This is a genomic window from Caballeronia sp. LjRoot31 (assembly GCF_964253885.1).
Taxonomy (GTDB): domain Bacteria; phylum Pseudomonadota; class Gammaproteobacteria; order Burkholderiales; family Burkholderiaceae; genus Caballeronia.
Map to the genome: position 1 here is coordinate 93621 of NZ_CAXURX020000001.1, position 23739 is coordinate 117359.

At 54.8% G+C, this 23739-nt stretch carries 15 protein-coding genes and 3 pseudogenes; 12 read left to right on the forward strand and 6 right to left on the reverse strand.

Going from position 1 to position 23739, the window contains the following annotated elements; translation table 11 throughout:
- Nucleotides 1-210: 210 nt before the first annotated feature.
- The 8 genes from ACSQ8V_RS00410 to ACSQ8V_RS00445 all read left to right on the forward strand — a co-directional run bounded on the left by ACSQ8V_RS00410 (nt 211) and on the right by ACSQ8V_RS00445 (nt 12570).
- On the forward strand, nt 211-1608 hold the full coding sequence (locus ACSQ8V_RS00410) for an amino acid permease (protein ID WP_436204573.1): 1398 nt from the start codon (nt 211-213) through the stop codon (nt 1606-1608).
- Nucleotides 1609-1839: 231 nt separating this feature from the next.
- Nucleotides 1840-2331, forward strand: coding sequence for a (2Fe-2S)-binding protein (locus tag ACSQ8V_RS00415; protein WP_436204574.1), 492 nt, complete (start codon nt 1840-1842; stop codon nt 2329-2331).
- Nucleotides 2332-2683: 352 nt separating this feature from the next.
- Nucleotides 2684-3961 (forward strand): flippase, encoded by a 1278-nt coding sequence (locus ACSQ8V_RS00420; protein ID WP_436204575.1) that lies wholly within the window; start codon nt 2684-2686, stop codon nt 3959-3961.
- Between the two features lie 246 nt (nt 3962-4207).
- On the forward strand, nt 4208-6403 hold the full coding sequence (locus ACSQ8V_RS00425) for a polysaccharide biosynthesis tyrosine autokinase (protein ID WP_436204576.1): 2196 nt from the start codon (nt 4208-4210) through the stop codon (nt 6401-6403).
- Between the two features lie 35 nt (nt 6404-6438).
- Entirely contained in the window at nt 6439-7665 is a 1227-nt protein-coding gene (locus ACSQ8V_RS00430) for a hypothetical protein (RefSeq protein WP_436204577.1), read from the forward strand.
- Between the two features lie 122 nt (nt 7666-7787).
- Nucleotides 7788-8840: a glycosyltransferase family 4 protein gene (locus ACSQ8V_RS00435; protein ID WP_436204578.1), complete on the forward strand. Its 1053-nt coding sequence runs from the start codon at nt 7788-7790 to the stop codon at nt 8838-8840.
- A 48-nt stretch (nt 8841-8888) separates the two neighbouring features.
- Nucleotides 8889-9719 (forward strand): glycosyltransferase family 2 protein, encoded by an 831-nt coding sequence (locus tag ACSQ8V_RS00440; protein ID WP_436204579.1) that lies wholly within the window; start codon nt 8889-8891, stop codon nt 9717-9719.
- Nucleotides 9720-9726: 7 nt separating this feature from the next.
- Nucleotides 9727-12570, forward strand: a complete 2844-nt coding sequence (locus ACSQ8V_RS00445) for a DUF4838 domain-containing protein (protein ID WP_436204580.1) — start codon at nt 9727-9729, stop codon at nt 12568-12570.
- Between the two features lie 41 nt (nt 12571-12611).
- On the opposite strand, the gene ACSQ8V_RS00450 is transcribed toward ACSQ8V_RS00445, so the two are convergent.
- Together ACSQ8V_RS00450 and ACSQ8V_RS00455 are read right to left on the reverse strand one after the other, a co-directional pair.
- Complete coding sequence (locus ACSQ8V_RS00450; protein ID WP_436204581.1) at nt 12612-13814, reverse strand: glycosyltransferase family 4 protein; 1203 nt, start codon at nt 13812-13814, stop codon at nt 12612-12614.
- Between the two features lie 301 nt (nt 13815-14115).
- Nucleotides 14116-15296, reverse strand: a protein-coding gene (locus ACSQ8V_RS00455; RefSeq protein ID WP_436204582.1) for an IS3 family transposase whose coding sequence is annotated in 2 segments (ribosomal slippage) — nt 14116-15044 and nt 15044-15296 — 1182 coding nt in all. Because the reading frame shifts where the segments join, the coding sequence is not laid out codon by codon here.
- 314 nt (nt 15297-15610) lie between these two features.
- On the opposite strand from ACSQ8V_RS00455, the pseudogene ACSQ8V_RS00460 reads away from it, so the two are divergent.
- The 4 genes and pseudogenes from ACSQ8V_RS00460 (at nt 15611) to ACSQ8V_RS00475 (ending at nt 18952) form a co-directional block, all read left to right on the forward strand.
- Nucleotides 15611-16212: pseudogene (locus tag ACSQ8V_RS00460) on the forward strand (AAA family ATPase).
- Nucleotides 16213-16218: 6 nt separating this feature from the next.
- Nucleotides 16219-17408 (forward strand): annotated as a pseudogene (locus ACSQ8V_RS00465) (vWA domain-containing protein).
- Nucleotides 17399-17942: pseudogene (locus ACSQ8V_RS00470) on the forward strand (CoxG family protein). The pseudogenes ACSQ8V_RS00465 and ACSQ8V_RS00470 overlap by 10 nt, the downstream one beginning before the upstream one ends.
- Entirely contained in the window at nt 17915-18952 is a 1038-nt protein-coding gene (locus ACSQ8V_RS00475; protein ID WP_436204583.1) for an XdhC family protein, read from the forward strand. The pseudogene ACSQ8V_RS00470 and the gene ACSQ8V_RS00475 overlap by 28 nt, the downstream one beginning before the upstream one ends.
- 53 nt (nt 18953-19005) lie before the next feature.
- Here ACSQ8V_RS00475 and ACSQ8V_RS00480 read toward each other — a convergent pair whose 3' ends face one another.
- From ACSQ8V_RS00480 to cas5c, 4 genes are all read right to left on the reverse strand, one after another.
- The gene (locus ACSQ8V_RS00480; protein ID WP_436180550.1) at nt 19006-19761 is read right to left on the reverse strand and encodes a glycosyltransferase family 2 protein; all 756 of its coding nucleotides are present in this window, start codon (nt 19759-19761) and stop codon (nt 19006-19008) included.
- A gap of 606 nt (nt 19762-20367) precedes the next feature.
- Complete coding sequence (gene cas7c / locus ACSQ8V_RS00485; RefSeq protein ID WP_436180551.1) at nt 20368-21240, reverse strand: type I-C CRISPR-associated protein Cas7/Csd2; 873 nt, start codon at nt 21238-21240, stop codon at nt 20368-20370.
- On the reverse strand, nt 21237-23054 hold the full coding sequence (gene cas8c, locus ACSQ8V_RS00490) for a type I-C CRISPR-associated protein Cas8c/Csd1 (protein WP_436204584.1): 1818 nt from the start codon (nt 23052-23054) through the stop codon (nt 21237-21239). The genes cas7c and cas8c overlap by 4 nt, the downstream gene beginning before the upstream one ends.
- Nucleotides 23051-23725 (reverse strand): type I-C CRISPR-associated protein Cas5c, encoded by a 675-nt coding sequence (cas5c, locus tag ACSQ8V_RS00495; RefSeq protein WP_436204585.1) that lies wholly within the window; start codon nt 23723-23725, stop codon nt 23051-23053. Before cas5c ends, cas8c begins: the two co-directional genes overlap by 4 nt.
- Nucleotides 23726-23739 lie beyond the last annotated feature (14 nt).

The following is a 23739-nucleotide window of genomic DNA, read 5'->3' on the forward strand; positions in this document are numbered from 1 at the left end:
TATTGATTCAGCTTACAAAAGCTAACTTCAGCTCAAATCGGCACTGATACGCAATTTTCAAACGTTTTTAGAAAAACTGCGCTGATGCTGGGAAGTCAAAATTCACTTGTGTGCAACGTTTTGCGACGCTTAACTTCCTCAATCCGATAAAATCGCGGGTTTTCCAATCGATTTGGCGCGCCGCGCTCGAGGTTTGAGGAGTCATCGTTCATGTCCCTGTTCCGTAAGAAAAGCATCGAGCACATGCTCGCCGGCGCGCAACGCGCCGGACTCAAAAAAACGCTGGGGGCGCTCGATCTGACGTTTCTGGGTGTCGGCGCAATTATTGGCACGGGGATTTTCGTGCTCACCGGGACCGGCGCGGTGCAAGCCGGTCCGGCGCTGATGGTGTCGTTTATTCTCGCGGCCATTGCGTGCGCTCTCGCGGCGCTCGCGTACGCGGAGTTTGCATCGACAATTCCCGTTGCCGGGTCCATCTATACCTATTCGTATGCCACGCTCGGCGAATTGGCCGCGTGGGTCATCGGCTGGGACCTGATGCTGGAATACGGGCTGGCGACCTCCGCCGTGTCGGTCGGCTGGTCGGGTTATCTGCAGTCGCTGCTGTCGGGCTTCGGCATTGGGTTGCCGACCGTGCTCACAGCCGCGCCGGGCGCCGTGCCCGGGCATCTCACCCTGTTCAACTTGCCCGCGTTTCTCGTCATGATGGTGATCACGGCGTTGCTGTCGATCGGTATCAAGGAGTCGGCGCGCGTGAACAACGTGATGGTCGCGATCAAGGTCGCGGTCGTGGTGATGGTGATTGGCGTTGGCGTGTTCCACGTCACGCCGGCGAACTGGCATCCGTTCATGCCCAACGGCTGGAACGGCGTGTTCGGCGCAGCGGCCGTGATGTTCTTTGCGTTTATCGGCTTCGACTCGGTGTCGTCGGCGGCAGAAGAGGTGAAGAATCCGAAACGCGATTTGCCGATCGGCATTATTTCGTCGCTGGCCGTGTGTGCCGTGCTTTATGTGGCGGTGGCGGCCGTGGTGACCGGCATCGTCCCGGCGGCGCAGTTCGCCAATGTCTCGCATCCGGTGTCGTACGCGCTGCAGGTCGTGGGGCAGACGTGGGTGGCGGGTTTCATCGATCTGGGCGCGGTGCTCGGCATGCTGACCGTTATTCTGGTGATGAGCTACGGCCAGACACGCATCATCTACGCGATGTCCCGCGATGGCTTGCTGCCCGCGCGTCTGTCGACGGTGCATCCGAAATTCGGCACGCCGTTCTTTACGACGTGGCTCGTGGGTCTGTTCTTCGGGCTGATCGGTGCGCTCGTGCCGCTCAACGTGCTGGCGGAACTGATCAATATCGGTACGCTGGCGGCGTTTTCGATGGTGTCTATCGCGGTGCTGATCCTGCGTCGCACGCATCCTGATCTGCCGCGTGCGTTCCGTTGCCCGGGCGTGCCGGTCGTGCCGGTGCTGGCGGTCGCGGCTTGCCTGTTCCTGATGCTGAACCTGAAGGCCGTGACGTGGATTGCTTTCGTGGTGTGGCTGGCAATCGGGCTGGCAATCTATTTCGGCTATTCGCGCTCGCATTCGAAACTGGGGCGCGGAGTGGAGTGACGCACCGGGGGTGAACCCAGTCGCTTAGCCTTACGCCGCCCATCGAGGCGGCGTTTTTACGACCGTCTTTCCGCGATATAAAACACCGGCGTAGCGACACCCCATCTGCATTTAGCCCAATAGCGACCGCCTTCATTTTGTGCTTTGCTCGTTGTTACGACAAGTAAACACGAACCCAGCCAGACACTCACACTTGTGAAGTCGGCAAGGCCAGTGAAACAAAAGCAGTGAGTGAGCTTCGGTTGTTTATCCCCCGAAGGAGACAGAAGCACGGCGCTCAGCATCAGTCTGACGGTCAACGGCAAAGCTGTCACCGACACCGTCGAACCCCACATCCTCCTGGTCCAGTTTCTCCGTGAGGAGTTGAGTCTCACGGGCACGCACATCGCCTGCGATGCTGCCCAGCGCGGCGCGTGCACAGTTCACCTGGATGGCAGCGCGATCAAGTCGTGCAACATCCTGGCTGTGCAGGCAGACGAGTCGTCGGTGACGACTGTCGAAGGGATGGCGAGGGACGGCGAACTCCATCCCATGCAGGCTGCGTTCAAGGATTGCCACGGTCTGCAATGTGGTTTCTGCACGCTCGGCATGGTAATGAGTGCGACCGCACTCGCCACGCACAAAACCGATCTCACCTCAGACTCTACGCCAGCCGTTCGACCCGAACGGAGGCGAGGCCGGCTATATGATTATCAAAACCAGAGAAGTTCATATCGCAGCTAAAACATTGCGCTTGTTACGCGACGACGGCTACGACAGTTGTGTATAACGCGATGCGTATAGCCGCAATCGGACAAGCTCAAGCAAGTACCGACAGCATCAATTAATTACGAACATAACTATGATGTACTTCTCCCGGTCAAGAATGGGCATCCCGTCGCATACGTTCTCAGTAATCACCGAATCGACTGACAGCACGGACTCGGCCAAGTCGCGACGGTCCGCTCACTGAAATGTATTTGCCGTCAGGCGCATGTTGCCGGCACCCGTTCAGCAAACGACAACACTTATGGTCTATAGCGCCGCGTTGTGTGTCTGGCGCAATGAGATCCACCCGAGAAAAGGAAAACGAGGGATGTCAACGAAGAAGAATGTCGTTTCCCTCTATGCAGTGCAACTTGTGAGCTATGCCCTGCCGCTTGTGACTATTCCATATCTGGCACATGCACTTGGGCCAATTGGCATTGGTGCTATTGGCTACGCCCAGACGGTCGCCACTATCTTGCTGATCTTTGTGGAGTTCGGATTTGATCTAACGAGCACTCGACGAATCGCAGTCAATAAAGCAGATAAATATCTTGTCAACAAGATCTACTGGACGATGTTGAGCGCAAAGGTGATCCTTGCAATGATCGGCTCCGGGATCCTTGTCGTCTTGGCAGAGACAGTGTTGACCGCCCCCCTGGACCAGCAATCAATTCTCCTGGCAAATCTTTATCTCTGGGGTGGCGCCCTCACGCCAACTTGCGTCTATCAAGGCCTTCAGCGCATGACGGTGTTCGCCACCCTGATCGTGATTACCCGGGTTTTTTTGCTGATTCCTCTTTTTCTCTTGGTCAAAAACGCTAACCACGTTGCCCTCGCCGCCGCATTGCAATTTTCTCCTTTGCTTATCGCAGCAATAATTTTGACTGCTCTGGCGTTCCAGCAAGGCTTGATTCAATGGCGATTCGATGTGTCGTTTAAAGACATTGTGAACGAAGGAAAGGAATCCTATCACGTGTTTGTTGGAAACGCGTTCACTATCATATATATGTACGCGAACGTACTATTGGTAAAGTCAATAAATGGAAATATCTCTCTCGGTTTCTACGTCGCAGCCGACAAATTGATTATGCCACTACGCCAACTCGCTCAGCCACCGCTGCAAGCATTTTTCCCGAAGATTTGTAGGATGTACGCTGATGGCGAAAGTGAAGCAGTAGTTAAATTAGTAAATAAAATGATTTACGTCTTCATTTTCTGCGGTTTAATTTTATTTATAGGGTTTTCTTTTATCGGGAAATGGTTTGTGTTGAATCTGTTCGGGAAAGAATTTTTCCCGACCTACCAAATCTTGCAGATACTGATTCTCGCTCCAGTGATTAGCGCGGCCGCCGCAGCCTTTGTCCAACTGCGGGTAATTGCTTCTGGTAATCAATCAGAACTAAAAAAAGTGTATATGACCGGCGCCATTTTTCATTTTCTACAGGCCCCCTTTTTAATTTACTACTGGGGAGGGGTTGGCGCCGCGTGTTCAGCAATTGCCACTGAGCTACTGATGATCGGATTTCTCATATGTATTTCCAGCGCCATGGTTTACCGGCATCAAGCTCCTGAAATAAGCCAAAAAACAGAGCGGAGCTCACATTAATTTTACATTTCCATGAACCCATCGACCCCGATTGTCTGTCCAGCGATCTTAAGCTGGTAGCCAACAATACAGTGGGTCATACGTATGTAGATTGAAAGTCTAGTATTTTTCAGCCAAGGTTAAGGAAAGTACAGACACGTTCGAGTTCGTCGATGGTTTAAATATTTTAGACACCCCGTAATATTACTGTTCCTGTATTCTCATTGCAGGTTCGCTTCCAACAGCGAAATATTCTCATCCTTTGATATGATAAAACGCGTTGCTACACGTTATGGCGATATTCCTCAGAGAGCGGAGCTATCCCTCGTTGAGAATATCGATTTGATTTTTGAGAATTGGAAGTTGGCCGTCGGTACCGCGACGGTCTTCTTCGCCATAGGCGTTGCGTATGTGCTTATTGCACCTCCGATTTTCCAAGCGGATGCGTTAATCCAAATCGAAGACCCCAACAACAACACAATTAGCACGCCTACGCCGTGGCGGACACGCGAGGCAACGGTTCCATTCGATGCGGGATCAACGACTGCAGCAGAAGTCGAGCTGGTCAGGTCACGCCTAGTGATTCAACAGGCCGTACGTACCCTGCATCTCGATATTGTCACGGAGCCAGAATATTTCCCGATAATCGGAAAAATTGTCGCGAGATATAGAGAGGATGGACAGTTGCAAAGTCCAATCTATGGGCTGTCCTCGTTTGCTTGGGGCGGAGAAAAGATCTCAATCAGTAATTTTGATGCGCAGTATGACGCGGATTATTCGCTTAGATCCGGTGATAATAATACTTATATATTGAACAACAAGCATGGAATACCGGTAGCGCAAGGAACAGTTGGCGCCTTAACCACGGGCAGCGACGAAGGGCGGCCTGTTTCGATTTTGGTTGATAAGTTGGTGGCGTTTCCCGGAACTCGATTCAACGTCACCAAGCGAACCGAATTCGACGCAATTCGACGTCTTCAAGAATCTTTGGATATTCAGGAAAAAGGCAAAGACGCGGGTATTCTTTCGATTGCGCTGCAAGGGACCGACGACCAGCGGATATCAGCGGCCGTGAACGAAATAGCGCGCAAATATGTTCAGCAGAATATCGAACACAAGCGTGAAGAAGCGCAGACCACGCTCGCATTCCTGGACGCGCAACTTCCTCGCATGAAGACGCAGCTCGAAGACTCTGAGAACGCGTATAACGTCTTCCGAAATCAACACGGTACGGTGGATCTGTCAGAGGAAAGCCGTCTTCTGCTTGGTCAAATGGTCGACTCGCAGGCGCGCCAACGCGATCTTGAGCAGCAACGCAACGACCTTTCTCATCGATTTTCTCTGCAATTTCCAGCAGTCGCAGCGTTGACGCAAAGCATTGAGGAATTGAAAGAACAACAACTGCAATTCGCAGGACGCGTCTCGGGTTTACCGAACACCGAGCAAAATGCGCTTCGCCTGCTAAGAGACGTAAGAGTCGATACCGAGCTCTACACAAACATGCTCAATAGTGCCCAGCAGATGGATATTGTCAGGGCCGGGCAGATGGGAAATGTTCGGGTTGTGGACTGGGCGATGGCGTCCGGTAAGCCTGTAAAACCGAAGAAGATGGTGGTTAGCGGCCTTGCATTAATTATAGGACTGGCGGTTGGTCTGGGTATGCCGTTTGTACGGCGGTGGATTAAGCCGGGTATTGAATGTTCCGATCACTTCGAAGATGTGCTTAGCGCGCCGATTTATTCGATCGTCCCTCATAGCGCGCAGCAGGCAAAAATCGAAGGGCTCATTCGTCGTGGCGTAAAGGGGCAGCACTTGTTAGCGATCAAGGCGCCTGACGACATTGCAGTTGAGGCAATCCGAAGTTTGCAAACGGCACTCCATTTTGGATCGTTTGCTACGACAAATAACATCATTCTTCTGACGGGGCCGCGGCCCGACGTTGGCAAATCATTTTTGGCGGCGAACCTGGCGACTGTCCTTGCGAGTGGTGGGAAGCGAGTACTTTTGATAGACGCCGACATGCGTGGCGGTGATATCAACCAGTACTTCAATAGAGCGGCTTCACCGGGCCTCTCCGACGCGATCGCCGGCCACGCGATAGCGGGACTTATTCATAAGGGCGTCGCTGGAGGAAATCTCGATTTTCTGGCAAACGGCTCAGGTTCATCGGCCCCTGCCGGCGCCCTGATGAGCAACCAGTTCAAGACCTTGTTAGATGTGCTCTCGCGGAAATATGACGTCATTCTCGTTGACGCTCCCCCGCTGCTTGCTGTCACTGACGCGGCCATTATTGCCAGGTACGCGGGCATCACACTTTTTGCTGTTCGTTATGGACGCCATACGTCTGCGGAAATCGCCGAGGCTGAACGCAGGTTGTCAAATGCGAACGTGACGGTAAGCGGCGTCCTGGTCAACGATGTGCCCCAGCGCAGCATCAAATATAGTGCCTATTACTCGGGGTAATGACGATGCAACTCTTCCAACGACCTGTTGGACCCATGCGTAGAGAGGACGAGTTGCCGTTCGGGACAACCGTACGAGAAAGCATCCGATCCGAAAATGGCGATAGCCCCTTCGCTAATCTGTTCTTTCTCGTCGGGCTGCTTTGCCTGTCTCTCCAATTTGTCAGCATTGGAGGGGCTCAACCTGGGCAGTTATGGGCACTGGCCGCGCTTACATTGTTTTTCGCGAAGAATTCCATTCCTGTTCTTGGCCGGGAGATCCTTGTCTACGGCTTGTTTCTTTCGACTGCAGTATGGCTAACCCTGTACAGCGGGTACGCGCACGTAAAAGCTCCTCAGCAGGTTATGAAATTCGCCGTTGTGTATCCGGCGTTTTTTTTAGTCGGCCGACATCTCGGGCGTTATTATCTGAAGCACAAGCTACCCATCGGCTACCCGATGATCGTGCTTTTCTTTGTCTTCGAAATCGCGGTGCAAAAGTTTGAAGCACCCGTAATCTACAAATACGTTTACTTCTCGATAGACGCAATACACGGCTCGTTCCTGGAGCGAAATTGGTTTGCACTATTTTTCTTTGCCGTGAGTTACATGGTATTCCTGCAATCCAAACGCAAGCCAGTTGATGCTGTCCTGTTTCTTGCGATAAACGTTGCTAACGCTCTGGTGAGCGAGTCTAAGTCCGTACTCATTCCCTGCGGCATCGTGGTTCTGCTCCAAGTAAGGGGGCATACCGGAATCAAGATGCTGCTTGTTGCAGCAGGCAGCGCTTTTTATGTTTGGCGCTTTGCGCCGGAGTTGTCCGGACACATGCTTGACGAGCGTATCAAGGATGAACGCGGCCTCGCCTTCGTAATTAGCACAGGAATAGCCGCCCGCGATTGGCTAGGTCATGGATTTGGTTTTGTCGAGGCGTATTTCTCGGGAACCGGCATTTATGTGATGGGACTCGGCAAAGGAGTGAACTCTATATTCCTGACGCCGCTCGATTTTTTCTTGATCGCAGGGATACCGGGCATTCTGGTATGGCTAATCTTTTTTTGTGGCTTCGGGTTTGGATGGGTCGCGACGGCCAGCGTCATTCCTATTGCCGCGTGGTCCTTTACGAATCCGATGCATCAGAGCGAGCTAACCTATCTGCTGTTGGGCTATCTCATCTCTTACAGCCGCGGAACAGGTCTGGATGCATCTGCGCCTGTTGAAAGAATGGGAAATTCCACGACGCGCCGTCAAAATCGATTGCTGACAACCGGTATTTCGTCATGATGGACTCGCAGATCGACAATGCCACTTCCCACGACCTTGAACTAGACACAGTCGGTGGCAGGCGTATTTCACTTGATCACCAAGGCACAAGTGCTCCGGGCTCATCGGCGTCCGGATTGAGCATGAAGAAGCCGCTACCGTCGGCGACTTCGTCGCGACGCTACAACGTTTACGCGGATCTCCGTTGGCCCGCAAAAACCGGCATCGGCAACGTGATGGCGGCATGCATCGAGCGCGCTCCGGCAAACGTCAACCTTGTGGCGTTGAAGATCGGATCGGGAATCGGCAGTGTTTGGTCGCCTTTTTCCGTAGCAAGATCCCTAAAAAATCAAACTGAGGACGGCGTGTTCTGGAGTGCTGGATTTGTGCCTCCGTCGTCTTCCAAGTACTCTTCAGTCGTTACCGTTCACGATTTGACGCATCGGCACTATTACTCGCCGGTGCATCGCACTTACTATGATCTTGTGTTTCGGCGAATGTACCGAAACTGCACTTCGATCATTTGCGGGTCTGACTTTTCGCGTACAGAATTCCTCGAATGGTCAGGCATGGCGCGGGACCGCGTCCACGTAATTCCGCACGGTATCGACGAAGCTTTCGCCGAAAATAATATCCCTTTTGTGGCCGATGCACCCTACATCCTCTACCCTGGAAATAGGCGCAAGTATAAGAACCTCGATCGGTTGATGACCGCGTATGCTCGCTCATCACTACCGGCAAAGGGCATCTTCCTCATGTTGACAGGAGACCCCGACCCGGCGATCAAAGAGCGCGCCCATTCGCTGGGTATTTCATGGCGTCTACGCTTCTCCGGAAGGGTGTCTGACGACGAGATGCCCAAGCTTTACCGTGGGGCCATGCTCGTCGCTTTCGTCTCTTTGTATGAAGGCTTTGGGATGCCAATTGTTGAGGCAATGGCATCGCGTACGCCCGTTATGACATCGAATGTTACAGCCATGCCCGAAGTCGCCGGCGGCGCGGCGCTGATAGTTGATCCATTTTCCGTTGCCGAAATCACCACCGCGCTTGATCGCCTCGCGCAAGATAGCGTTTTGCGTGAGGAGTTAATCGGGCGAGGGGTCGAGCGAGCAACTCACTTCAGATGGAATATCGCTGCGAGCGCCTTGTGGGCGATCATCGATCAAGCGTCGACAAATGATAGAAGACGCGCCTGACTTTAGTAATCAAGTTCCGATCCCGGTCTGATACCGTACGAGGAAATAATGAATACCAAAGGTCTGTTTAATGTAATTGTCGTAAATTTTCGCACACCTGATTTGACGGTCCGGTGCATCGAATCATTGCTGGCGCTCAATCTTGCAGCATCCGCCGATATGGTGGTCGTTGAGAATGCATCGCCGGACGATTCATATTCTCGATTGAGAAACGAACTACCAGAAGGAGTTCGTCTCGTGCGCGCCTCAATGAACCGCGGCTTTGGTGCCGGGGTGAATATGGGCATGGTGGCTGGCAAACGTGATCATGTACTGGTCTTGAATCCTGATACGTACTTTGTCGATCAGAGTATCGGAATGGCAATGACTGTTTTTGAAGAGTCGCCCGAGGTAGGAATGGTGGGCCTTGACTTGACCTTCCCCGATGGTCGCCGGCAATATTCCGCGCGCCGGTTCTACAGCGTCCTTGACATCGTTGGCCGGCGTACACGCTTAGGCAGCCTCAGGTCCTTGCATGGACGGATGGAGCGACACATGATGGTTGAGGCTTGGACGCCCGGTATCGTTTTCGATGCTGACTGGGTGATGGGCACGGGCTTTATAGTAAAAAGAACAATCTATGAAGAGCTTGGGGGAATGGATGAAGGCTATTTTCTCTATATGGAAGACGTGGATTTATGCGCTCGCATCTGGGCAACGGGCCATCGGATCGTCTGTGTACCCGGCGCAAGATTGATGCACGATTACCAACGGAATTCGGCGAAGAGTGGGCCGCTCTCACGCGCTGGGCGTTACCACTTGCAAAGCTTCCTTCGCTTCCGGAATAAGTTCCGCATTCCTCTAGCATTGCCGCCCGGAATTGATGGCGTGCATCGGTAGGCGACCGGTGCCCAAGAACGCATTCCGGCTTATTCGCGCGCTATGCATTTTTTCACTGATCCTGAGCACGTGGTCATTATTTGTCTCAACCGCAGTCGCACTCACTAACGGCGATTTTTCTCAAGGCAAGATCGGTTGGCAAGGCGACCATTTCAATGTGGTCCCTGATAACACCTTCGGTGCAAAGCTCCGCGTAATCTCTGGTTTTGCGCTTCAAGACAAGATTGCCGTCGATGGACACAGCCGATACAGCGTAACGCTCTCAATGCGCTCAATCGGGCAACCGTCTGCTTTCGTGCAGATGATGTATAGCTCCGATAACGCCGCACCGCAATGGCAGGGATTACAAACAATCCAGCAGCCTTGGGGCAGCGAAGCCGCTCTTGCAGTGGATCGGAGTACGAGCGGAGCATGGCAAAAGGTCAAGGTGGTGATACAGCCGCCTAGCGGCGCTACGTATCTCTCTCTCTACCTTCGCAGGCGGGAAAATCAAGGTACGGCAGCGGAGTTTGCAAACGTCGCGGTTGAGGTCACCCGAGATCCGCTGACCAGTGTTGCGAGCATCACGGCCGCGAACCTGCGCATGACACTCCCTGTCGAAACAGTACCGGCCACCGAGCGAGACGCGATTCTCCTTCAAGACATCAAGTCCGGTGGCTTCTTCCCAGCAAGGCTAACGCTCGCGGAAAATCGCATAACCAGCTATCACGTCCATGTCAGCGACTCAGAAGATGTCATATCGCTTGGCGCCGCAAAGGAACTCGCCGACTATCTCGCAAAGGTAACGGACGCAGATTTTCGAATTCTGTCAACCGATGTTAATCCGCAGCGTGGCCCACTCATCGTCGTAGGCCGACAAAATCGACTCGCCCACCCGCTGTGTCCTTCTATGTCGTTCGAATTGCTTCACGACGACGGGTTCAATATTTGCACATCGGGGAAGAACATTGTGATAGCTGGTGCCACTCCGCGTGGAACCATGTATGGCGTCAACTGGTTTCTTGATCACATCGTCGGTGTGAAGTGGCTTGCGCCTAACGCGACGTACATTCCAAATCGCGAATCTCTTGTTATCGATCCTCTCAGCGAGCGTCAAGTCCCTCGTTTTCGCTATCGGGAGATCTTGAATGAAGAAGGCGAGGATCCGTTTTACCGCGCTCACAACTTGTTGAACGGCGAGTCGCACGGACCGTCCTATTTCGCTTCGCCTCCGACCGTGGATGATTGGGATCGGAGTTGGCTCGCTAAAGACGGAGACGTGTCTCTCTGGGATCTGTTGCCGCGAGACCGGTACGGGTCTGCCCATCCGAACTGGTATTACGGTGGTCAGCTCGCCATGATGAATCCAGATGTTCGTCGCACTATGGCCGCACAGTTGATCACGCGGCTGCGCGCCCTTCCCGATTATCGGAATGTGTGGTTTGGCATTCACATCATGGACTGGGGTTGGGACATGGATCCCAGTAGTGTGCGATTTGCATCAAGCCACGGCGGCAAGGCGTCAGCACCGCTGCTTGATTTGATTAGCGACTTGGCTGCAAGAGTGCGGGTGGTACTTCCCGGGGCTCGTTTTGCGTTCAACGCGTATCACTGGGGATTTACTCCACCTGATGGGATGACGGTTCCGGACTACCTGCTCGTCTATCCGATGACGATCCACCTCGACTACAGCACACCGCTTTTCTCCGGACGAAACATAGGGTTAAGCAAAGACATACTCCGTTGGAATGACCTCGCAAAGCATATTTATATCTGGGATCACATCACTAATTTCGCCGGTCTGATTCAGCCGACACCAAACATCTATCCAATTGCTGCAACCATTCAATGGCTTGCGAAACTACCGAACGTTTCAGGGTACTTGGCTGAAGGAAGCTGGATGACACCCGGCGCTGAGTTCGCATCACTCAGGACATGGGTGATTTCCCGCTTGCTATGGCAGCCGTCGCAGGATCCTCGCACGCTCGTACACGAATATTGCCGGGACTATTTTGGCGTCGCCGGACAGTTCGTTTTTGCATATATCGACTTGATGCATAAAGCTCTCGCATCCAGCGGTGACGTGTTGTCTGAGAAGACGCCGGTCGACATGGCGATGTTTACTCCGGGCTTTGTATCGCACGCGGATATGATTCTCGACGCCGCCGAAAAGGCGGTCTCGGGTAACGCCGTTTTGCTCGCTCGCGTGCGGGAAGCACGCATGCCACTTGACTTTGTCATATTAGTACGTCGCTCGGACTACGAAAACGCACAAGGCACCGCCCCCCGCTGGAATCTCGACTACAAGCAGCGCTTGCAGCGATTTAAAGAAACAGTTAACGCCACACACTTGACGACCTACCGGCAGGACGGAGATTTAGTACAACTGTTTGAACTACTCGCCATTAACCGTGTGCCAAACAAGTCAGGAGTCCAGCATTCGGCATCTGGATCAGATATCTACGCAATTCAAGACTTAAGTTTGAACATGTATAGCACGGCGCATATTGTCGGCGACAGCAGTAGCTCGGATGGTGCCGCAATCAGTATGCGTGGTGATTCCCCGGTATGGGCGGTTCAGTTGAAATTCGACAAGCTCCCGCGAGACGGACAATGGGACCTCTACGTCGACGCCAAAGTGACCGGCGGTAGTGCCGGAGACATCAGGATCGGATCGTATCCGCCGATGAATCGTTTCGAGGACTACAACGCGGCCGCGCTGGAGGGCAGTCGCTTCCAGCGACTGCAAGTACCCGGCGGCCCGTTCGGGTACTCCTTTGACCACAGCAAGGGAGTTTATGTCCAGGCTACCGGCATGTCATCCAATCAGTTCATCTTGATAGATCGCTTCATTGCCGTCCGTCGAAAATAGCATCGCCCTCAGACAGTCAGATTGGAATGCGTCCTCCGGGATTACTCTTCTTTTCCAAGCAGGTGTTCATACAATTCGATATAAGACGTAACCATTTTTTCCGGCGAGAACTTCTGCGCATATTCGCGCAGATGGGAAGCAGTACCCTTGCCGCTACTCAAGTCAATCGCCGCTCGTACCTTCTCGATCACTGTCTCCGGCCGATCGACGTCGAAGATCAATCCGGTAGCCGGATCAATGACCTCCGGAATACCCCCAGTGTTCGCTCCTACGACCGGCACGCCATAAGAATATGCCTCGACGGTAACCCGACCGAACGGTTCATTCCATTTCGATGGCACGATCAGGACGTCGATACTTTGCAAGAAAACGCAAGGATCGACATGTCCTAAAAATTCAATTCTTGGATCCGGGAAAGAAGCCTTGAGACTTGCCATGTAAGAGATATCACCACTCCCACCAATTACAAGCCTCCAAGCGAGCGTTTGATCAGTTAGAAGCGTCTCGATCAGTGACTCAATTCCTTTCTCCGGCGCAACACGTCCAAGTATTCCAAGCGTCGCCGCCATCGGCGCCTCGCGCGTTGCCCGGACCGGTAAATCCTGTTGACTAAGCGGAAGATAGCAATCTCCGATCACTGTAGAAGCAGACCGTTTGGCAAAGAACCCATTGTCCAGATGCGCTGCAAGGATGAACTGGCTCACACCAACGACTACATCGACGCTTTCAGAAACTTTTTTTTTCGGATTCGAGTATCTTGCGCACAAGCCACACTGTCGAGCACATGAACGATCCTCCTTCACCATTTTCGATGTGGGACAAATCAAGTAATAGTCGCGCAGCGTATGAACCGTGGGTATGCTAGCCTGCTTCGCAATTCGCCAGAGATCAACTGATAGACAAGTCAGGTTGCTCGTGCTAACAACCTCTGGTTTTTCGTCGGCCAAAATCCGTTTTAATTTGATCGCCATCAGAAAGTTACGCGTGTCGATCGAGTGCCATATCAAACGCGCGACTCGCGAGTGCTTTTTCCGCTGGTATGGCCAATACAGATTCGCCAGTCGCAAATAGTACACCTTGACGCCATTGACCTCAGACACCCTATCTGACCCCGTGCCGGTCGCGCAGACTACAGTTACATCAACGCCGTACTTGACAAGCTTTTCTGCCAGGATCTGCGTCGACACCTCTGCTCCGCCAACCATATCCGGATAATATAAGGTGTTTGCAATTAGTATTTTCATAATTTTTGGAGCTCTCGACTAGGCACGGGCGCAGCAATTTATAGATACGAACTTAGGCTTGTTGTTACGAGACGCGCGGATCTATGCTTACTTTCGCAGAACCGGATTATTTGGTGGTCCCGAAGCTATTACGTCCGACGAATTTGATCCAACGCTCTGGACATTCCTTTCCAGACGTTCGCGCAGATAACCCGTAAGCGCGTCGACAACCTTTAACTGAAAAAACGCAATTAGGATAATAAAACGACATAAATCGGCAAAATGAGGTTCCCTCGATATTTCGTCTTCCAGTAGGTGGAACTTATGCAGCTTGCTCGCCCTGATTTTGTTCACTGATCCAGCGGTCGAGATACTGGATTGGTGACCTGTAGCCGAGCGTTGAATGCTGCCGTTTGCGGTTATAAAAGACTTCAATATAGTCGAAGCTCGCCGCCTTCATTTCGGCGTGTGTGGCGTAACGCACGCCATGATACCGCTCGTTTTTAAAGCTGTTAAACCAGCTTTCAGTGGGGGCGTTGTCCCAGCAGTTGCCCTTGCGACTCATCGAGCAGGTCATGCCATATTCTTTGAGCTTGTCTTGGAACGCGTGGCTGGCATATTGGCTGCCCCGATCCGAGTGATGCATGACGCCCGCGGCCGGCCGGCGGCGAAACCAGGCCATCGCCAACGCGTCCGTCGCAATGTCTGCCGTCATGCGCGGCTTGAGCGACCAGCCAATTACCTCGCGGTTGAACAGGTCCAAAACGACAGCCAAATACAGCCAGCCCTCGTCGGTCCAAAGGTACGTGATGTCCGATGTCCAGACCTGGTTCGGCGCTGCCGGAGTGAAGTTGCGATCGAGCAGGTTCTCAGCCACCGGCAAGCCGTGCTTTGAGTCCGTGGTGACCTTGTAGCGCCGCTTGTGACGAGCGTGGATGCCATTCTCACGCATGAGCCTTTCGACTCGCTGCTTGCCGGCGCTGAAGCCTCGCAGGCGCAATTCACGCATCATGCGCGGACTGCCGTAAGCGCCCTTGAGTTCGGCATGAATGGCGCCAATCAAGGCCAGCATTTGATCATCGGTCAACCGCTTGCGATCAGGCGTGCCGCCGCGCTTCCACGCTCTGTAGCCACTGATGCTAACGTCGAGCACCACGCACATTTCAAGCAGCGCGAACGCCTTGATATGCGTGCCAATCCAGGCGTACTTCACAGAACATCCCGCGCGAAGTACGCCGCTGCTTTTTTTATGATCTCGTTCTCCCGCTTCAAGCGAGCGACCTCGGAGCGCAGGTGGGACAGCTCCATTGCTTCCGGCGTGACGACCTTGCTGCCAGCCCCCGTCAGCTTGCCCGCCACAGCGGCCTTAATCCAGTTGCGCAGACTCTGGCTGCTCAAGCCGAGCTCCTTCGCCGCTTCCGTGATCGTCTGTCCATCGCTCACGCGTTTGACAGCAAGTTCCTTGAACTCTGCCGTGTACGCCTTTTTCGGTATCTTCTTCATTTCTAGTCTTTCCAAAGTAACGTCAATTTTACGTCACCTGTGGAAGGCTAAATTTCGGGGGAAGCTCACCTATGAATAGAAACCGCACGCTGTGGACACTTTAGGGTAGCGCGGTTGGAAAGCGCTTTCTTTGCTTCGTTTCTTGGTCGCTAAGGACCAGGAAATGACGTCCCGCCACGCACAGTGGCTAACAGTGATAAAGAGAAAATCCGACTCTCGCAGACCACCACGGCCGAAAGCACCAACCGAGCATTGACCCAAACCCCGGACTAACCAAAGCACCCCAAAACCCATCCACCGGCGCGAGCAAATCCATGACCCCAGCCTCGATCGACGAAACCCTCGCCGGCCTGAGTGGGCAGCAATACTTCGCCAGCCGCGAACTCGCGACGGGGCTTTTTCTCGCGTTGAAAATGCAGCGCCCGCTATTCCCGGAAGGGGAACCCGGCGTCGGCAAGACCGAACTGGCAAAAGCGGCCGCGGGCATGCTCGGCACGCAAATGTTGCGTTTGCAGTGCTATGAAGGCCTCGACACCGCCAGCGCGCTCTACGAATGGGACTACCCGCGCCAGATCATGGCGCTGCGGCTTGCCGAGGCGGCAGGCGAACAACCATCGAACGATTCGCTCTATAAAAGCGAATTCCCCCTCAAGCGCCCGCTGCTGCAAGCACTTATGCCAGACCCGTTGAATCCGGCCGCTCAACGCGTTTTGCTCATCGATGAAATCGATCGCGCCGATGAACCGTTCGAAGCTTTCCTGCTCGAGTTGCTATCGGATTTCAGGCGGCACTTTCTGTCAGTGAACTCGATCCACAATCGGTGCAGGACACGCTCGGCATGCTGCTGAAGTACCAGGACGATCTCGCACGCCTGGACGCCGCCGAGATCGCGCAGTGCCTCGCAGCACCGGCCTGAGCCATCATGTCGACGCCAACGCTCGCCCATAACGTTGCGCATTTCGTGCGATTGCTGCGCAGCGCGAGCCTCGCGATGTCGCCGGCGCACAGCGACGATGCGCCCGAAGCGTTGCGCTGGATCGATATCACCCGTCGCAACGATGTCCGCACCGCCTTCGCCGCACTGCTTGTTCATGCGCCCGACGAACGCGAACTTTTCCATCAGGCCTTCGATCTTTTCTGGCGCGATCCCGATTGGGAAGGGAAACTGCGGGTGTTATTGCTACCGAAGGTAACGAACGGCGTGCCGCCGCCCAAGCGCAACAGTCTCCTCGCCGATGCCCTCGCGGCACGCGCGGCTGCATTGACCTCGGCCAATAGACGGTCCGAAAACGTTGAACATTTCCACGCACGTTCTACGTTCAGCGCACAGGAGCGCCTGAGCCATCGTGATTTCGACACCCTTACGCCCGATGAATGGCGCGCGCTCCGACATCAAATTCGTTCGCATAGAATGCCGCTTGCCATGGAGCCGCCCCTGCGCTTAAAAACGGCATTGCACGGCACACATGCAGATCTGCACGCCAGCGCCCGAAGCGCTGTGCGCTCGGGCGGCGACTGGACCACGTGGAAATACAAAAAAGCGCTCGAGTGCCGCCCGCCGCTTGTCCTGCTGCTCGACATTTCCGGATCGATGAGCGCGTATTCCCGGGCTGTGCTTTACTTCTGTCATGCCTTGCTGCAATCGCGCGAGCGCGCGCAGGCTTTCCTGTTCGGCACGCGTCTGACCAACGCCACGCGGACGTTACGCTAATGCGATCCCGACGTCGCGATCGTCGCGATCTCCGATCAGGTGGTCGACTGGCCGGGCGGCACGCGGATCGGCGCGGCGCTGGCCGAATTCAACCGGCGCTGGGCGCGGCGAGTGCTCAACGGTCGCGCGACGGTGTTGTTCGTCACGGACGGGCTCGATCACGAAGCAATCGATGTCCTCGAAACCGAAATGCAACGTCTGCAGCGTTTTGCGCACCGGCTGGTGTGGCTCAATCCACGGGTTTCACCCCACGCGCGCGGGGCGTGCGGGCGATCCTGCCGCATGTCGATGCGACGCTTGCGGCTCACAACCTCGACAGCCTGAACGCTGTCGGCCGGGAGCTGGCGACGACGACGCGTCGTGCGGACCGGAAATCGACCGGAGACATATCATGGAACTGACCGAAACGCATAATCTGCCTGTGGCGCACAATGTTTCGTGGAAAGCGCTGAACGATACCGAAATCTTGCGCGCGTGCATTCCGGTGGCGAACGCATGGAAGCCGATGGCGAAAACACGTTTGCGGTCGCAATGACGGCGTCGGCCGGACCCGTGAAAGCGAAATTCAAAGGGCGCGTGAATTTGGTGGACATCGACGCGCCGTACACGTACACCATCGTGTTCGAGAGGCAAGGCGGAACGGCCGGTTTCGGCAAGGGACGGGCGAACGTCGATCCGGAACTGGGTGACAATGTCGATTCAACGATGTTGTCTTACACGGCGCATGCGCAAGTGGGCGCCAAGCTCGCGCAGATCGGCTCGCGGCTGATGGATGGCGCGGCCAGAAAGATCGCCGGGGAATTTTTCAAGCGCTTCAGCGCGCAGTTGACGCAGAGTGACGAGCCTGAGGGGGAGTCCATGCGGCGGCGGCCGACGGCGCAGGTGAAGGGAAGGAGGGGAAAAGATCATGGACAGCGTGGATCTCGAAGTCCTGAGAAACAGCGCGCGATGGCTCGAACGTGGGCATCGCGTGTTGCTGGTGACGGTGGTTAAAACGTGGGGCTCGTCGCCCCGGCCCGAAGGCGCGATGCTCGCCGTGCGCGATGACGGCGCGGTGATGGGATCGGTGTCGGGCGGGTGCATTGAAGACGATTTGATCGATCGCGTCAGGCAGCGCGGCATTGAGCAGACGAAGCCCGAGAGCGTGAAATACGGAATTTCGGCGGAAGAAGCGCATCGGTTCGGACTGCCTTGCGGCGGGACGATTCAACTGGTGCTTGAACCGTTGTCGATGGCGAGTGGTATTGCTGAATTGTGCGAGGCCGTTCTCGCCGGGCGGCTGGTGACGCGCACGCTCGACATGACAAATGGCGCGGTGAAATTGGAGCCATCGCACACAACGGACGGGCTCACGTTCGATGAAACTACGCTCGCGACCATTCACGGGCCGCGGTACCGGATGCTCGTGATCGGCGCGGGACAGTTGTCGCGGTATTTGTGCAGTATCGCGGTCGGGCTGGATTATCACGTGACTGTCTGCGATCCGCGCGAGGAGTACACCGACGAGTGGGATGTGCCGGGGACGAAGATCGTGCGGACCATGCCCGACGATACCGTGATGGAAATGAAACTCGATGAGCGTTGCGCGGTGATTGCGCTCACGCATGATCCGAAGCTGGACGATCTGGCGTTGATGGAAGCGTTGAAGACGCCGGCGTTTTATGTCGGCGCGTTGGGATCGCGGAAGAACAACGCGGCGCGCAGGGAACGGCTGAAGGAGTTCGATCTCTCCGATGTCGAGTTGTCGCGCCTGCATGGGCCGGTGGGGATTTATATCGGCAGCCGGACGCCGCCGGAGATTGCCGTGTCTATTCTTGCCGAGGTGACGGCGGCGAAAAACGGCGTTTCGTTGCCGACTATTTTGCAGGTGGAGGGCGCGAAGGCGGCGCGGGAACTTGAAGGGACGGGTGAGATTTGCGGCATTTCCGGGATTGAATACTCGTAGACGACGCCGCGCTTGAAACAGCTCAAGGCATTGAAGCGCGGCGTTCGAAACGATCAGAGTATATTGCCGCGAAACTTCATGGCCTGGAGCCATTGTCCCGATACTTCCGACATTCCGTAATGCACGACTGTCTCGTCGATGAGCGCCCAGACCGATAAGCCGGCCTGACGGACTCGTCGGCAAAACGAGATGTCTTCTCCCTGATAGACCCCGTTCTCTTCGACCGTTTCAAAAAATCCGTAGAACTCACCGTTGGTTACCATCGACGCATATTGTTGCGGCGGTGCGTAGCATTCCGTGAATGGTTTTGTTGCCTCAAACGCTTCACGTTGCGCTAGAAAAACGCCCGTTCCAACGTGCTCGGCTTCAATGAATCCATTCGTGAAACTCACACTTCCATCTGCCTTCGTCAGTGGGCTGACGGTGTAGTCGGCGTATTTCTCTAGATACTGACGTACGGTCAAGCCCACGTCAGCAGCTGATATAGCGCCGTCCAGCCCCATTCTCCTGAACGGATACGCGACGCCTGAAACGATTTTGTTCGCGGCCAGAAGTCTCATGACTGCGGTGGCTGGGAACTTCATGTCGGTATCGAGGAAAAGGAGATGCGTGAATTCAGGATGATTCAGGAAATAATTGGCGAAGAAGTTACGCGCTCGAATGATCTGCGAGGACGCAACGTGCAACGTTTCGTAGCTCGAACCGGAATCCGTTAATGCGCGCGTCAGATCGAGCAGCGAGAAGGCGAAATTGACATGGACCTCTTCGCTGTAGGTAGGCAGGCAGATCAGTACATGGTGAGAGGGCATGGGGTGTCCGTATGAGGATGATTGAGTTCGCGCTCAAGGCTGAGGGAGCGATATCGTTAGGAATGTTAAAACAAATTTTCGATCTGAGAGATCTATGTGGATTGAATGTCGTGATGTTACAGGGCGGGAGGAGGGTGGTGAATTTTTAGACTTTATACTCGCGGCGAGGTTGCGGGAATCACTCGCCGTGATTTGTAGCTGGTTAGTTGTTCAAGCTATGCGCGGGTGGGACGCGGCTGATCGACTGGAGCAAACCCTTCGGATGTTTCAAATTATGCGACCGTGGAGCGCGCGACCTCCGGTCCCGCTTCGTTGATACGATCTCATGGAGCGTTTCAACCCACACGCCCATGAAGAGCGCGACTTGTTGCATACCGATCGACTTGAGAGGCAACCATGTTTCAACCCGCGCGCTCGTGAAGAGCGTGACCGGTGGCACAACATCTCGCCGGACACAATCCCAAGTCGTTTCAACCCACGCGCCCGTGAAGAGCGCGACGCTATCGCTTATAACCTGCCGTTTTCGCAGTATAAATTCGCCGTTTGCATCGGCGCATTAAAGTCGACTCCTTGGTCCCGACGTACTCGAGCATGCGAGTCATCGACTCAGATTCGCTCGATGACTTCAACACCGCTCGCAATCTTCGCTTTGTCAATCGACACGACATAATCGGAAAAATACCGGGCCGGCAGATCAGCGCCTTCTTTTATGCGCTCGACCTTTACCGCATCGAAAAGGGTATGCGCCGGCGCGTTGCCCACCGAATTTTCGTGTTTGAACACGATCAGCTTGCGCGCAGCCATTTCGCCACGGGCTGCGGAGCGATCGTGTTCGAACATGTTGATCAGCGAGCGCCATACCAGTTCGAGATCGTCTTCAGTGAACCCGGTGCGTTCCGCGAGCTTCGCCGATATGAAGCCATGTACCCGATATAAACCGTAGGGCACGATGTGCTTGCGACCCATCGTGCGGTCAGCGTTCTCCGCGTCCTTTTCGGTTGTGACGGCCATGCGGGTGATGGAGACTTCCATCGGCACAATGGGTTCGATCGACTTGGCGAACGCCAGTTGAATGGGGCCGCGCACTTGCCCGCAGTTGACGCCCGTGCTCATGACTGCGCCGAAAGCCCTGATATCGAAGAAGTTCGTGCACATCCATTTGGTGAGCGCTTCCGCGTCCTTGACATCCTTGGGCAGTTTCTTGTCCACCGGGACGAGATTGAGCGCCGCATAACCTAGTTTGTGCTGAAGATTGAGCACGGCCTTTTCCTGCATATAGATGGCGTGACCGGCCTCGTTATCCTTCTCCAGCGTCACGTAATTGCGAATCTTCCGTTTCAGGCAGACATCGGTGACAAGGCCGAGATTGGTTTCGGGATCGAGACGCGGCAGGTTTCCCGCATCGGGGTCGCCATTCGGATTGCCGTTGGTGACATCGAACAGATAAACGAATTCGTAGCGGTTGGCGAGGATGGTCATACGCTTGTCTCCAGGATATCGTCGGTGATGATTTCTGCAGCGTCGCCTTTGCCAGCCTTCGAACGGAAACGTTCGTTGCGCTGGTGGTAGTAGCCGATAGCAAAGCGGCCCTGGTCTTCTAGTCGAAGCGTCTTTGGAAATTCACAGCCAAGACCATCGATAATTTGTTGCACTTCTTTTTCTAGCGATATCGCGAGTCCTTTTCCCTTCGGATCTTTCATCGCCTTGGATAAGTGGTTTTGCGCGCCACGCATGAGGATCGGAAATACGGCTGCGGGCATGGCAGAAGCGGACCCGTAATAACGATCCTTGATGCTCGCGCTGGCAGAGTGCAGCGCGGCTTCCTGAATGCCTTCCAGCACGGAGAACAACCGCCCGAGTAAATAACCCGGCATGGTATTGCTTCTATCGAGACTCACAGGTACCTCCTCTTGAATATCGCCATTGCCGAGACGCCGGTCGCGCGCCAGAACGGCTTTGCACAACGCCACGCGCAGTCCGGAAATATCTCCATCTGCGCGCATGCGCATGATCGCGGCGCTCAACAAGGTGCGCGGATAACGCCCGCCGCCGAGGACCGCGCGCATCAATGATCCAGCTAGTTGCTGCAGAACGTTTTCGTTCTTCTCCTGTGCCGCTATAGCGGACAGCAAGCGCCACGCGGCCGGTGTTGTTCTCCACGGCGCGGGTTCGATGGCCAGATCGTTGTAGTGTTGCGCGAGTCTTTTCATGAATAGGCCAAGGTTTTCGCTGAACCAATAGCGCACCGAAAGCCGAGACGTATTCGGTGACAACCCAAGCACGAATATTTTCGAGGCAGGATCGAGATTCGGATCGATGTCGTGCAGCGCACGTCCCTCCAATACCGCATCAAGCGCATGCTTGAGCTTGGCGGATTCGGCGGAGTCGCTGGACGGCGGTTCCAGCTCACTGAGGAACAGGCTTTCCGCTGCTTCCCGCTGTTGCTGATTCTTGGCTTCGGCCCAGAACACCACACTTGCATCCCCAATCTGCACGCATTGACGATGATGCGGGTCGCGCAGCAACAAGTGGTTAAGCACTGTTGTGTAAGCGAAGGCCGCATGCACGGAAACCGGTGCGTTCGCGCCGCGATCCTTGCCGTATGAGTCGAAGGCGTCGAGGTTGAAAGAGACAATCGATGCCCCCGATGTTTGCGCTCCCCACACGCCTTTAATGGCCGGATGAAGACGCGCGATCGGACGCGTTTCACCGCTGACGAGACACAAGCCGAGGGTCGTTTCATCGGCCGCGCTGTAGTGCTTGACCAGTTCCTGAGCCGCGGGACGCTCGTGGATATAGCCGGGTTCACCATCAAGCCGGAAAACGACGTTCGCGCTGAAAATAGCCGGGGCGTGTTTGGCAATGTGTTCGCACCCTTGCCAGTTTTCTGGAATCCACGCCTCTATGAACTTGCGTAACGCGACAAGCCCTTCGTCGGTTGCCCCGGCCAGACGATCAAGGTGGAGGGCCTTGAAAACTGCCCATGATCGTGCATTTAGCGTCGGGGTATCAGCCCCCGCTTTTTGATCGACCCCAAGCACGAAAGCCGTCTTGTCCCACAGGAAAAACGGTGGCGGCGCGATACCCGACCGTTTAAACGACGCCGGAACCGTGAGCATTGTCCACTTCGATTTATTGTCGGTGGGATTGCTGAGATTGATGACGTCCTGCACTTCGCCTTCGCGATTCAACAGGATCGAGTAGCCGATCTTTTCCTGCGTCGATCCGAATGCGGGTACCTTGCCTTGCGCGGCGAGCCGTTCGTAATACTCGACCAGTGACGTGAAGATCATGCCGAATACTCCACGAACGGCAACGGCGGAACGTCGATCCATCCGTCCTTTATCGATGCCCTGAAGAAGTGAGGCGCCATGCCATTCTTGAAGTCGATGTCGTGAAGCATCCAGCCGAGATCTTTTTCCGTCATAAGCGATTGATGCGGCTCGCGGGCGGGGGCGTCGTCTTCCAGTAAAGTGAAATCGGCGGGAAATTCGCGCACGCCTAAGCACGGCGTTTGAAAACACTGACCTTTGCGCGCGCGACGGTTAAAGATGTCCAGGTGCTTACCGATTGAGTCTCCTTCTTCGGCTTTATCGGTAAGTTCGAAATGCGCTTCGATCACGTACGCTACGTCCTTGAGAATGGACGCCGCGCGTTGCTGACGATCCTCATCAACGTAGTTGACGAGACCTTCCAGCGTGCCTTTTTTCATGGCTGATCGCGCGCTTGATGCCGGGATCTTGCTTGCGACTTCGTTTCGACGGATGGTGTCGAAGCGAATCTCGTTGAGCACCTGAATACGGTCGATGACCCAACGGATGGCCGGCTTCCAGTGAATGGCTTCCACGATGCCGCGCGCAGCGGACGGCGTGATGACGTCGTAGGACACGCGCTCAACCTTCATCTCGGGGCGCGTGAACAATGCACGCTCACCCTGGACATGCAAACGTATTCCGTATGCCACGGTTGTCTCCTTTA